The 12,180-nt window shown below is 37.5% G+C and carries 10 protein-coding genes; 4 read left to right on the forward strand and 6 right to left on the reverse strand.

Annotation, left to right across the window (positions count from 1 at the left end):
• Nucleotides 1-62: 62 nt before the first annotated feature.
• From ACQKNX_RS16485 to ACQKNX_RS16495, 3 genes are all read right to left on the reverse strand, one after another.
• Nucleotides 63-5,366, reverse strand: coding sequence for a collagen binding domain-containing protein (locus tag ACQKNX_RS16485; protein ID WP_427429813.1), 5,304 nt, complete (start codon nucleotides 5,364-5,366; stop codon nucleotides 63-65).
• A gap of 492 nt (nucleotides 5,367-5,858) precedes the next feature.
• The gene (locus ACQKNX_RS16490; protein ID WP_427429814.1) at nucleotides 5,859-7,163 is read right to left on the reverse strand and encodes an HD domain-containing protein; all 1,305 of its coding nucleotides are present in this window, start codon (nucleotides 7,161-7,163) and stop codon (nucleotides 5,859-5,861) included.
• 177 nt (nucleotides 7,164-7,340) lie between these two features.
• On the reverse strand, nucleotides 7,341-7,568 hold the full coding sequence (locus tag ACQKNX_RS16495; RefSeq protein WP_024362844.1) for a DUF1450 domain-containing protein: 228 nt from the start codon (nucleotides 7,566-7,568) through the stop codon (nucleotides 7,341-7,343).
• Nucleotides 7,569-7,802: 234 nt separating this feature from the next.
• Between ACQKNX_RS16495 and ACQKNX_RS16500 the strand changes: the two genes are divergently transcribed.
• The gene (locus ACQKNX_RS16500; RefSeq protein ID WP_427430031.1) at nucleotides 7,803-8,453 is read left to right on the forward strand and encodes an RsfA family transcriptional regulator; all 651 of its coding nucleotides are present in this window, start codon (nucleotides 7,803-7,805) and stop codon (nucleotides 8,451-8,453) included.
• A gap of 26 nt (nucleotides 8,454-8,479) precedes the next feature.
• Here ACQKNX_RS16500 and ACQKNX_RS16505 read toward each other — a convergent pair whose 3' ends face one another.
• Nucleotides 8,480-9,313, reverse strand: coding sequence for a lipoate--protein ligase family protein (locus tag ACQKNX_RS16505; RefSeq protein ID WP_427429815.1), 834 nt, complete (start codon nucleotides 9,311-9,313; stop codon nucleotides 8,480-8,482).
• 160 nt (nucleotides 9,314-9,473) lie between these two features.
• On the opposite strand from ACQKNX_RS16505, the gene hemQ reads away from it, so the two are divergent.
• Entirely contained in the window at nucleotides 9,474-10,226 is a 753-nt protein-coding gene (hemQ, locus tag ACQKNX_RS16510; protein ID WP_427429816.1) for a hydrogen peroxide-dependent heme synthase, read from the forward strand.
• A 41-nt stretch (nucleotides 10,227-10,267) separates the two neighbouring features.
• On the opposite strand, the gene ACQKNX_RS16515 is transcribed toward hemQ, so the two are convergent.
• Together ACQKNX_RS16515 and ACQKNX_RS16520 are read right to left on the reverse strand one after the other, a co-directional pair.
• Nucleotides 10,268-10,450: a hypothetical protein gene (locus tag ACQKNX_RS16515; RefSeq protein WP_427429817.1), complete on the reverse strand. Its 183-nt coding sequence runs from the start codon at nucleotides 10,448-10,450 to the stop codon at nucleotides 10,268-10,270.
• Nucleotides 10,451-10,710: 260 nt separating this feature from the next.
• Nucleotides 10,711-10,881 (reverse strand): hypothetical protein, encoded by a 171-nt coding sequence (locus ACQKNX_RS16520; protein WP_427429818.1) that lies wholly within the window; start codon nucleotides 10,879-10,881, stop codon nucleotides 10,711-10,713.
• A 415-nt stretch (nucleotides 10,882-11,296) separates the two neighbouring features.
• Between ACQKNX_RS16520 and ACQKNX_RS16525 the strand changes: the two genes are divergently transcribed.
• Together ACQKNX_RS16525 and gerQ are read left to right on the forward strand one after the other, a co-directional pair.
• Nucleotides 11,297-11,722 carry a cell wall hydrolase gene (locus ACQKNX_RS16525; RefSeq protein WP_427429819.1) on the forward strand — a complete coding sequence of 142 codons (426 nt, stop codon included), beginning with the start codon at nucleotides 11,297-11,299 and terminating at the stop codon, nucleotides 11,720-11,722.
• A gap of 20 nt (nucleotides 11,723-11,742) precedes the next feature.
• Complete coding sequence (gene gerQ, locus ACQKNX_RS16530) at nucleotides 11,743-12,078, forward strand: spore coat protein GerQ (RefSeq protein WP_173478664.1); 336 nt, start codon at nucleotides 11,743-11,745, stop codon at nucleotides 12,076-12,078.
• Nucleotides 12,079-12,180 lie beyond the last annotated feature (102 nt).

Genomic DNA, 12,180 nt, shown 5'->3' on the forward strand with positions numbered 1-12,180 from the left:
CAATTGTTAGATGTGTCTAACAATTGGGGTGCAGTTCAGTCTTGGGGGTTTATTATTGTACATTATTTCATTTCTGCATTACGACGACGCAAGAAGAACAATGCACCTAAAACAAGCATGACACCTGTTAGAGTAAGTGCTGTTTGATTTGCTCCATCTGTTTGTGGCAGTTTACCTTGTGCTTTTAATTGAGCTTCCAAACGTCTCGCATCTTCCTTGATTTTATTAATATCAAGTGTTTTTGCAACATTCGCCTGATCCTCTTTTGATAAATTATTATATTTATCAAGGAAATCCTTATACGCATCTAGTGTGTCTTTATTTGCAGTAGAAGGATTGTAAGGCGGTAAGTTTCTACCTTGATCAATAACATCTTGTACAGATGGTTTAGACGTTTCTGGTTTTCCAGGTGTCGTTGGATTTTTTGAATCTGTTGACGGATTTTCTGGATTACCTGGCTCAACTGGATTCGTTGACGGGTTATCTGGATCCACTGGTTTCTCTGGATCCGGTGTTGGCTTACTTGGATCCACTGGTTTCTCTGGATCCGGTGTTGGCTTGCTTGGATCCACTGGTTTCTCTGGATCTGGTGTCGGCTTGTTTGGATCCACTGGTTTCTCTGGATCTGGTGTTGGCTTGTTTGGATCCACTGGTTTCTCTGGATCCGGTGTCGAGCCTTCGCCTCCGCCTCCACCTGGTAATGACGGTTTTACAAGTGCAGAACATGTATCTTTAACTGTGAATGAGCCAATTAAACGACTGCCTTCATATACATTGTACGTTCCTTGTTGAATTGCCTTGTTTGGTAAAACAATTGTTCCTGCAATGCTAGTAGTTAAATTTTCATTGTTCGCTGCATCCTTAATGACAATACCATTGGCATCTTTTACTGTTATTTCTGCATTTGCAAGAGGTGTGCCAAATGCAGTTTGTACAGTCAATGTAAATGAAGGACATGTAGGTGCTGCTAAAATTTCCGCGTTACAAGAAATTGAATATTGAACTGTAATTTGACCAATATATAGGTCCCCTTGATATACATCATACTTACCTGACGGAATATTTGTAGATGGAATTGTAATTTGACCTAATGCGTTTGTTGTTTTATTGGCAGCAATAGTTGCCCCATTTTTATCTTTAATAATGATGTTGCTTACATTAGGACGTACATTTCCATTTTCATCTTTTACCGTTAAAGTAAATTGTGGACAAGAAGGTGCTGGTTGCACTGACGCTTCACAATCTATATTAGATTGGAAACTGCCAATTTCTTTGCCATCTACTACTACTGTATAAATCCCTGGATCTAAATCCGTTAACTCTAGAACGCCGTTAGTTGTAGTTTTAGTAGCAACAATATTATCATCAGCATCTTTAATTGTTACAGAAGTACCATCGGCAACTAAGTTACCGTCAACATCCTTTACAGTTAGTTCAAACGATTTGCATTTTGGTGCTTGTGTAAGAGAAGTCTCACAATTACCTTTATAGGAAATGTCAACTTTACTCAAGAATTGATTACCTTCATATAAATAGTATTCGCCTGCTTTAACTCCATTTGCTACTTGAATTGACGGTACAGTAAATTTCCCATGTTTATCTGTTGTTACTGTTATGATTTTGTTACCAACTGAATCTTTCAATGTGACAGTAACACCTGGACGAGGTACGTCAACACCTGCTTTGTTTTCATTCAATGTAATTGTAAATACTGGACATGCTGGTAATGGTGCAATTTCATCTTTACAGCCATCAGTATATTTTACAGTCACATTCCCTAGCCAAATATTATTTGAATCATAAACATCGTATTGACCCGCCAATACAGTGTTCGGAACTTTGACAACTCCACCAATAGTTGGACCTGTATGTTTAACAGTACCATTTGCATCTTCAAATGTTACATTTTGGTCAGCTATGAAGGCACCATCAATATCTTTAATAGTTAATTCAAATTCCGCACAGGCATTCGCTGGTGGTGCAACATCTTCAACGTTAATAATTGTATAAGGTTTGTTTGTTACCTCGAAGTTGTTCGTATCATTAAACCTAATTTCAACTGTTGAAACTGCTTTATAGCCTGTTGGTGTTTTTTCTTCTAGTTTATAAATACCATAGCGTAAATTATCGAATGTAAGTTCACCATCATCCGTCGTACCTTCAGCTAAAACAATGGATCCATCACGGTTATATAACTTAAATTCTACGCCATTAAGCGCTGTTGTCACACCTGTATTAGGGTTTACACCTTGCTTCTTAATTTTAAATGTACCTTTTTTGCCTGAAGCATTTGTATCAGATGTGCTGTATTTAAATAGCTTGTTATCTCCGCCCGAGGACGATGTACCGGCTGAAGTTGCACCAGCATAGTTGATGGATGCTTCGTTTGAAACTTGTTCGCCAGCATTAGGATCACCCATAAAATATGTTTTGTATTTAATGATGTAACCATTGCCATCCACATTTCCTAAATCTAATGTAAATGAACCATCTGCCTGGATTTTAATATCATTAGGACTTATCGCAACAGCTGCTCCAACAGTTTGTGTTTGCCCTGTTGCTTTTAATTTGATTTCTTGCTTTGTAAATGTGTTTGTTAATAACTTTTGGTTACTAGATGGCTTATCCGTTAACGTAATGTTACCTAGCTTTGAGTTCGATTCGTTAATTGTAACAGTCCATTCAATTGTATCTGATGCTGGTTGTGGATTAGCTGTCTTAACAATTAACTTGTTCGCTTTATCTGTAATCGTTGCTGTTGAATCATATGAATAGCTACCATTATCTGGTGTATCTAAAACCGCTTTATTCGTATATGTTCGAGGAGTCGTACTACCATTCCCGTAAACATCGTCCGAATCTTTCGATTTATATTCTATTAAATACGCTTCGTTATTCTCTGCAGTAGTTAACCCTGTAAATGTTAGTTTATAGCTTGTAACATTTCCTTTAGCATCTTTCTGAACAGATGCTACATCCCATTTAGTAGAATCTAACGGGTTGCCCTTTTTTCCTTTTTCATCATTAACACCTAATGTTAATTGACTCACAGTAATAGCTTGTTTTAAATCTTGCCCTTCTGGAATAACAATATGATGTCCTGTACCTAATGTATCTGTCAGTACTGCACCTTCAATATTTTGCTTATTGATGTTTACACCAATTTTCCAAGAAAACTCTTGTTTGTTATTATCCACAATTGCATTGTCTTTATAACCATTTTTACTTGTAGGTGATGTTGCAGATGGTTTAAAAGTAGCGCTTTTTTGCGCTTCATTATTTGTACTTGTTTGTCCATCCCATGTAGCGTCTGCTACGTTGTCATAGCTAAGTGCCACCCCACCGTTTGACTCAATATCAAACTTCGTTTTGTATTCAATCGTTACATTTCCTGATGGGATAGATGCGAATGTCATAGTAAATGCTTCATCGCCTACTTGCCCACCACTATTAATTATTGGTGCGGAACCATTTGTTACATGGAATACCTTACTAGAACCATCCCACGACATTAATTTATGCTTTAACGTTTTACCGTTCGCATTTTTCGTTGAAATAGTATCTGCAATCACAAAGTTTGTTAAAGGTTTTTCAGCGTTAATTGTCAGTTTCCACGTAATCGTTTTGTTGACATAGTCAATCGCACCACTTTCTTTTGTAAAGATATTTGATGTAATATTGACAGTTGCTGATTTTGAGCTATTATCGTCTAAACGCGTTACAGTGTTTGTTATATTTCCTGCGTTCGCATCTGTCACGAATTCTTGATCAAACTTCGTATTATACTTAATCAAATAGGCTGCTCGAGGATTCAAGGCAACATCATTTGAAAAATCAATTGTAAATCCTTGGGCCGTATCATTACTTAAAGTGTAATTTGTACCTTTTATTAACAATGTTTCTGAAGCGGCTGTTTGACCGTTGTCATTTAATGTTACACGGTACACTTGGAAATTAGCATCATATTGTATATCGTGCTTTGCACCTTTGCTATTTGCCGGAATTGAATCCGTTAAGGTTTTGGAAGTTTTTTTGCTAAGATCTTCTCCTAACCAGTTATACTTAATTTCCCAAGATGCTTCGTATTTATCATTAGACGTAATCGTTTTTAGTAAGGCTGGTCCATAAGTGATATTCGTTTGTCCTGGGCTCGTTTTAGAAACGCCATTGTTTGTAAATTCTGCTGTGTTCTTATACGTCATATTTGAGCTTGTTGGATCTTCTGTTACTTTCGTTTTATACGTCAGCTTATATGCAAAATCCCCAGCATCTAAAGCGACAGGAAATTCTGTAGAACCACTGTCATAACTTACTGGCGTTCCTGGATTACTCTTATCAATACCATTTAATCCAATTGGATATTTCTCAACTTGCAAGCTTCCTGTTTTGAAAGCATGGTTTGCATCGGGCGTATCCGCTACTGTAGCACCTGAAACGATTGTTTTACCTTCTGTGTTTACCCAGACTGTCCAATCCATTTCAGCGCCATCCGCTGCACGAGTAATCGTACCAGCAGTTTTAGTAATTGGATCACCACTACCTAGTGGTTTGAATTTAAAAGGTAATGTAACAGCCGCATTACCACCTAACACAGGCATCACCAATACTTGATCAAGTGTTGACTCATCTTGGAAATTGCCAAACTTGGCCATGAAGTTGAAGTCAATATTTCCATCAACCCCATCTGTTATCTCACTTTCTAATGTTACGGTAATTTTACCGGCAGCATAGCTATAAGAATAAGTAGCATAATCCGTTGACTTCGATCCAGAAAAAGAGTTATCTACTTGTTCAATCATATATTGTGGTAAGTTAAACGCAAATGTAGAGCCTACACCATAATCTTGCGTAGGTGTCACGCCAAACTCATAATTTAAATAAACTGTTTGACCTTTTTTAGGTGCAGTGTCAGCAGGAATTTGTGAAGAATCAGTAATCACATCGCCAGTCGGACCTGTTAGTCGAATGCCGGCAGATAATCCAACTACATCACCTTGCATATCACCTGCAGTTAACGCTAATGGTGCTATGTTCATTGGTGCTATTTCCGGTGTATTGGTGTCAGTTACCTCTTCACTTGGTTTTTCTTCACCTTCCGTCACATCATCATTTTCTGTTTCCTCTGGCAGTATTTCAGTTGAGTCACTACCAGAATCAGCTCCATCAGCTTCCCCCGTTTCCCCAGGTATTGTCACTGCTGGATCCGAGTCGCCTGTGCCCGCCGTATCGGAAGTAGTTCCATCATTTCCTGATTCCACTGATGGAGGTAAAGTAGAATCTCCTTCTTCCGCAAACACGGATATCGGTGAAAGTACGGTTTGGAACACAAGCAATAATGTAATGATTGCTAAATTTAATTTTTTCATGTTTCTCTCCTTTTCTAAGTTCAGAGAGATTCCTATAGGCGTTTGCTGACGACTTTGCATGCTTTCTCAACCTCGAAAGCTTCACTTCAAACATTCGGTTTGCCCCTCTTCCCCTTAAATAACTCGTCGTCGTTACGAATACATCCAAGCCCGTCTTACACGCGGTCAATTCTCATGCTGTCTAGTCATTGTGTTTGTAAACAGTTGTATGTATCCTAAGCTGATGTGACGCCTTTACAAAGATAATGGCCTCACCCCCTTTTAGGTTTTACTTCATTATAAAAAACAAATCTAAACAAATTCTAAACATTACCATATTTTTCATTATCATTTCCTAGATATATCTCCAGCCCTTCAAACTAATATGAAATTTTACATAATAAAAAACACTAAACTATCACTATATTCAAGTGAGTTTAGTGCTTTTATATTATATATACACAATTTGGTTTTGTATATTCTTAAAATAGATATAATTCCTTAGATTTTCTTTTATTGTATTTGTAATAACTTTAAAATCTGTTGCTTAACTCCCGCTTTTGTACTATCATCCTCTAAAATATCGAGTGGGAAATATACTTTATGATCTCGTTTCATTCGACCAGAAATGGAGTCGACAATAATAGATTCCCTTGATAGTTCACGTAATTCCCCGTTTTTCATCTCTAAAAAAATAGGAACACGTACTTCTTCTTCCCCTGGTCGATAAAAATCGTATGGAAGATCTGCCGTTGTATCATGCACAAGGTAGTATTCTGGATTTATGTCTGCTTGTTTAAATAACTCTTGTAGCTTTTGATATTTCTCTAGTTCCACGCCTGGATCTAAATCGATGTACTGGAATAGCTTACGATTGACAAAGCGGCGACTTAAATCACTTAATATCGCGTCTTCTTCTTGCATCCATAGTTGAAAATATGTAAAAAGAATACTTTCATCCAGAGCAAGATAATCTTCCAACGTAATCGAGTTTTGGAAAAATGCTAAAAAGTGTGTAGGCTCATGCTTAAACTTATAGCCTGCTTGGCTTAATTGCTTCGCTCGTTTTAGTATATTATTTAAAATAACCTCTGCGCTACGTGAGACAGGGTGGAAATATATTTGTAAGTACATTTGATAGCGGCTCATAATATAATCTTCTACGGCATGCATACCTGTGGCTTTAATTACTACTTGATTTTTGCGTGGGCGCATTACTCGTAATATGCGTTCCATATCAAAATGGCCATAGCTTACACCTGTAAAATAAGCGTCACGTTGTAAATAATCCATACGGTCAGCATCTATTTGGCTCGATATTAAGCTTATGACTTGCTTATTCGGATACGTTTTTTCTATTACTTGCGATACTTTCTCGGGAAAATCCGGTCCTACTTTTTTTAGCACTGCATGTACTTCTGTATCACCAAGTAAAATTTGCCTCGTGTAAAATTCATGATCTAACTCAAATACATTTTCAAATGCATGTGAAAATGGGCCATGCCCTAGATCATGTAATAGGGCTGCACAAAGCACTAGTAGCCGCTCGTCCTCATCCCAATCCGGACGACCTACAAAAATATCATCGACAATACGACGCACTATTTCATAAACACCAAGTGAATGACTAAAGCGGCTATGCTCTGCCCCGTGGAATACTAAAAACGTAGTGCCAAGTTGGCGAATTCTACGCAAACGTTGAAATTCTTTTGTCCCTACTAAATCCCAAATAACTTGATCACGCACATGTACATAACGATGTACTGGATCTTTAAATACTTTTTCCTCTTGTAATTTTGCCTTTGCATAATGTGTCAATTGTACAGCACCTCCATTTCATCTTTCTTCTATTATATGCAAACAATATAGAACTAGCATAGAGATTGCACTGTAAGTATAGAGACTATCAACCTAATTGAACGCATTTTTCACTTTAAATAGGTTACTATCGCTCTAAAACAAAAACTACCTTCAGCATGTGAAGATAGTTTTTTATTACTTATTTTTTAATTTTGCTAAAACTTTTTCCATTAGTTCTTCTTCTGTTAATGCAGCTACAGGGCGACTATTTACAAATGTAAATGTTTTTTTTCGTCCCGGTCCACAATAAGAGTGACATCCAATTTCGATGGTTGCATCAGGATCGATTTCCTTTAATTTTGGAATTAACGTTTTTAAGTTAACGGCCTGACATTCATCGCAAACTTTAAATTCGTTTGCCATTTTGTCAACAACCCTTTCTATATAGTATTTTGTTAAATAAAATTTTTTAATGTCCGCATAACCTTCACATATTTAAGTATGCAGCATACGCACAAACCTACATCCGGTATTGTATCGCATTTTTCCCCTTGTATTCAAGCATAATTCCTTCCACTTGGATGAATAAAAGGTTAAAAGATTGGTCATGCTAGACATAAATAAGGAAGTTCCAAATAAAGGTGGGAGGATTATATGATGAGTAAAGTAAGACAAGATGCTTGGTTAGAAGAAAACGATGAATTGCTAGCAGAGGCAGTAATTCGTCACGTAACAGAAGGTAGCACACAGTTAAATGCCTTTGAAGAAGCTGGTGATGCGTTAAATCGTACTGCTGCAGCATGTGGTTTCCGTTGGAATGCAGTTGTTCGTAAAACTTATGAAGAGCAGTTAGCAGATGCGAAAAAAGAAAGAAAAGAGAGAATGCGAGTGTTGGGCGCACCAGCAAGACGTCGTTCCACAAATATGTTTACAATTACTAATAGTGATACAGATAGCAAGTCAATTCCACTATCTGCACTATCTCTTGATATTGTCATAGCATATTTACTACGTTTACAACATTCTGGTGAAATAGGTAATGAGTCTTCAAAATGGAGACAACTTGTACACGTAACCTCTGAGAAAAATAAAAAACTAGAGAAAACAATTGTTCAGCTAGAAGAAGAAAATCGAGCGATTCGCAAAGATTATGAGCAGTTTGTACAAATTATGAACCGTGCTAGACGCCTTGTAACGCTAGATGAAGAGGATGAGCGTATTGCGCCTGTTTTCAAAATGGAGAAAAACGGTAATCTAGTTGTTAGCGGTCCAACTTATCAAAAAGAAAATGGCGATGTGCTTAGTTAGCACATTCGCCTTTTTTTTATTTACTATTATTTCAATTCAAGCATTTTAGCATTTCGTTCGAACACACGCTGTAAATAAAAAGCATATAGTTGTAATTCTTCATCATGAAAGGGCTCTAAACGAACTTCATCGGCAAATGTCTGGATAACTTGTTGAAGACGAATCACAACGTCTTCTACCGTTAATGAGACATCGATCAGTTCACTTAATGAAGCCATTACACCCGGTATAATTTTGGGATACGTAAATTTCGTTTCTTCTCCTCGTAAACTCTCAGTGTAAAAATCACGAATAAGCGCAGCACGTTCTGCACCGCTTCCCTCAATACATAAATAAATTTGCACTGCAACCCCTTGACGTAATCGTCTTTGTGAAATGCCGGCAAACTTCTTACCTTCAATACTTAAATCATAGGACCCTGGGCAATAAGAACCTACAATTTCATAGGCTTCAATTTTATCGGCAGCTTCTGGTAGTAATGCTTTTATTAGCGCTACCATTACATCATAGCCATCATTAATACCTATTGCGGTTGCTTGTTCAGATAAAATAAGTGAAATATTTAGTATTCCTTCATCCAGCACAACGGCTAGCCCGCCTGAGTTGCGTACAATTGGGTGATAGCCTCGTTCTTCAAGCAACTTCATTCCTTGCTGTACAAATGGTAAACGATGATCTTGAATCCCGAGCACCACAGAGGCATTATGTACCCAAGTTCGTATAGTCGGCGGCGATACAAGCTGTCCTACTAATTGACACAGCGTATCATCGGTTGCAAATGATTCAAGTGGTGTGCTGTTTTTCAAGCTAATAGATTGATCATATATACGCCAAATCGGCTGTAGTAAATTACTATTCATTTAATTTGAAGCTCCTCTATTTACATCTCTTCTCTTTAGCATACAGCATCCGACGAAGGTGTCAAATTCGTGAAATTCACTCATGAATTTAGGGATTTCGTACAAACTATGATAAACTAAATTAAGAATGATTTTCACTTATAAAGGAGTGCTTTGAATAATGAATGAAGCAGCAATTACATTAGATGGTTGGTACGCATTACACGATTTCCGCTCAATCGACTGGGCTTCTTGGAAACTTGTTTCTGCTGAAGAACGTCAAGCAGCAGTTGAGGAATTTATAGCTTATTTAGAAAAGCTAAATGAAGCAGATATTGCTAAAACAGGTGCTCATGCATTTTACGCAATCGTTGGTCAAAAGGCAGACTTTATGATTATGACATTACGCGAAACGATGGATGAATTACAAGAGCTTGAAGCGGAATTTAACAAATTAGCAATTGCTGATTTTACAATTCCTACATATTCTTATGTATCTGTTGTCGAGCTTTCAAACTACTTAGCTGGTGAATCAAACGAAGATCCTTATCAAAATCCACATGTGCGTGCACGTTTATACCCTGAACTTCCTCGTTCTAAGTATGTATGCTTCTATCCAATGGACAAGCGTCGTCAAGGTAATGATAACTGGTACATGTTATCAATGGATGAGCGCAAGTCTTTAATGCGTTCACACGGTATGATTGGTCGAGGCTATGCAGGAAAAGTAAAACAAATTATTACTGGTTCGGTTGGATTCGATGATCACGAATGGGGCGTTACTCTATTCGCAGATGATGTATTACAATTCAAAAAATTAGTATATGAAATGCGTTTCGACGAAGTATCTGCTCGCTATGGTGAGTTCGGTGCATTCTTTGTTGGTAACCTACTTGATAACGAAAAATTAGTGAACTTCCTATCAGTTAAATAAAATAAAAAATGCGCGTCCATATAAAATGGGCTCGCATTTTTTTATGCTTCATGTTCCTCACTGTTTTCCGATTCTATTATTAAAATAATGGTATGAATAAAAAAACCTATAAGGATCATTAGAAATACTAAATACCAATTATAAGGCTGATGGTAATACTCAGCAATTCCAACAGCCATTAATGCACTTACGATAATTGCTACAAACATACTGAAAATACGCATAGTACTACTCCTTTATGAAAGCTATATCATTCCAATTTAGTATGGCTCAAACAAATTTCAATATACTTGCAAATCATAAGTTTTTTCTCAACATATCCGCAAATATCTATCATAAACTGCAATCTTCCTATGTAAGTATTTAATGCGCTTCAATACGACAATAAAATAGGGTGCTTCCTGTTCAAAACTGAACAGGAAGCACCCTATTAATGATGTTCAACCTACAACCTACTACTCTGCTTTCACCTACATTAAAAACTTTACGAGCTTTCATCCTTAACTTTTAAAATTATAATAATCGTATTAATGAAAAAGCCAACTACAATTATTAATATTAAAAGATACCAATGGAGAGGCTGACCATAGATATTCCCGAGTAAAAAAGCTAGTACGGCACTCAATAAAATTCCAAACCAAACACCAATCTCCATGCCCTTCCACCTCACATGTAGTAATACACATGCAAATTTCTATCCACATTCCCCTCAGCAATAACGCCTCGGCGTATTTGCGTCCAAATTTTTTCAAATATGCTTAGAAAAACCTGTGACATCTGCCAGCGCCTTCAACTTGATTCAGCAAGGGTTCGCTCCCCATTTCGCTTATGTGACTATTTGGCATTCATCTCCAACTTATAGAAGTGGAGGACTTCTGCTGAAGCAAGTTGAACTTTTTCTATTTTTTTCTTTACCCCATTTACTTAGAAAAAATCTATAAACACCCTTATTTCCACGGACTACTCGTTATTACTAATATATGCTTCAGCAATTTGAAATGTGAATTTCTTTCTTATGGAAATTAAACATGTCTACAACACCTTTGAGCATATACTGGTTGCGAGGAGGTTTGAAAATCGCTGTTATAAAGACTAATGAAGCACAAACTGCTTTGCTTGCAAGGCTTATGCGTTCGGAAGCTGAGGGTGAAGGTGAACTGGGCATGCTAATGGTTGGCAATGTTGGCGTCAATCGTGTACGAGCAGATTGTCTCGATTTTGGTGATATTCGAACACTCGAGCAAATGGTTTATCAACGTCCAGGGGGGTTTGAAGCTACAACAAAAAGTTATTTTTATCAACGGGCACGTGATCAAGACATTCGATTAGCAAGAAGGGTTATTGAAGGTGAAAGGTTCCATCCGGCTACTCGCTCGCTGTGGTTTTTCAGACCTGAGGGTGATTGCCCTGAACAATGGTATGGTCAATGGAACACGGGGCGTTACAAATCGCATTGCTTCTTCTCACCAACCGAAGAAGATTGTCCTCAAATTTAAATGAAAGAAGGTCGATACTTATGATGCCTTACTATTGGACACCGACAACTCAACAACAAATGACACCTCCTCCAGTGACACTTCCAAGCGGACGGCCACCTGGACGTGAGGAGTCGTACATTGAAAATATCTTACGTTTGAATCGAGGAAAACCTGGTACTTTCCACTTTTCTTTTGAACATGCTGTTGAGCAAGGGAAAAATACAAAGACAGTACGTGGTGTGGTAGAAGCTGCAGGTCGGGATCACGTTATTTTAAGAGAAATTAAATCAAATCATCGCTTTTTATTCCCAATGATTTACTTTGATTTCGCTGAATTCGATGAGGAAATGTCATATTTCAATCAAAATCCATAACTGAAATGAGGTTTGGACAAAAGAGAAAAAGTGTTAGATTGACCGCAATCAATCTAACACTTTTTTGCTGTGCAGTTGTTGTCCACTACGGCGTTGCTTTCC

The sequence above is a fragment of the Lysinibacillus sp. NPDC093712 genome, assembly GCF_050280025.1.
Taxonomy (GTDB): domain Bacteria; phylum Bacillota; class Bacilli; order Bacillales_A; family Planococcaceae; genus Lysinibacillus.

Coding starts and splice junctions, on each gene's coding strand:
- ACQKNX_RS16485 (WP_427429813.1), bottom strand. CDS start 5,366: ATGAAAAAATTAAATTTAGCAATCATTACATTATTGCTTGTGTTCCAA.
- ACQKNX_RS16495 (WP_024362844.1), bottom strand. CDS start 7,568: ATGGCAAACGAATTTAAAGTTTGCGATGAATGTCAGGCCGTTAACTTA.
- ACQKNX_RS16500 (WP_427430031.1), top strand. CDS start 7,803: ATGAGTAAAGTAAGACAAGATGCTTGGTTAGAAGAAAACGATGAATTG.
- ACQKNX_RS16505 (WP_427429815.1), bottom strand. CDS start 9,313: ATGAATAGTAATTTACTACAGCCGATTTGGCGTATATATGATCAATCT.
- hemQ (WP_427429816.1), top strand. CDS start 9,474: ATGAATGAAGCAGCAATTACATTAGATGGTTGGTACGCATTACACGAT.
- ACQKNX_RS16515 (WP_427429817.1), bottom strand. CDS start 10,450: ATGCGTATTTTCAGTATGTTTGTAGCAATTATCGTAAGTGCATTAATG.
- ACQKNX_RS16520 (WP_427429818.1), bottom strand. CDS start 10,881: ATGGAGATTGGTGTTTGGTTTGGAATTTTATTGAGTGCCGTACTAGCT.
- gerQ (WP_173478664.1), top strand. CDS start 11,743: ATGATGCCTTACTATTGGACACCGACAACTCAACAACAAATGACACCT.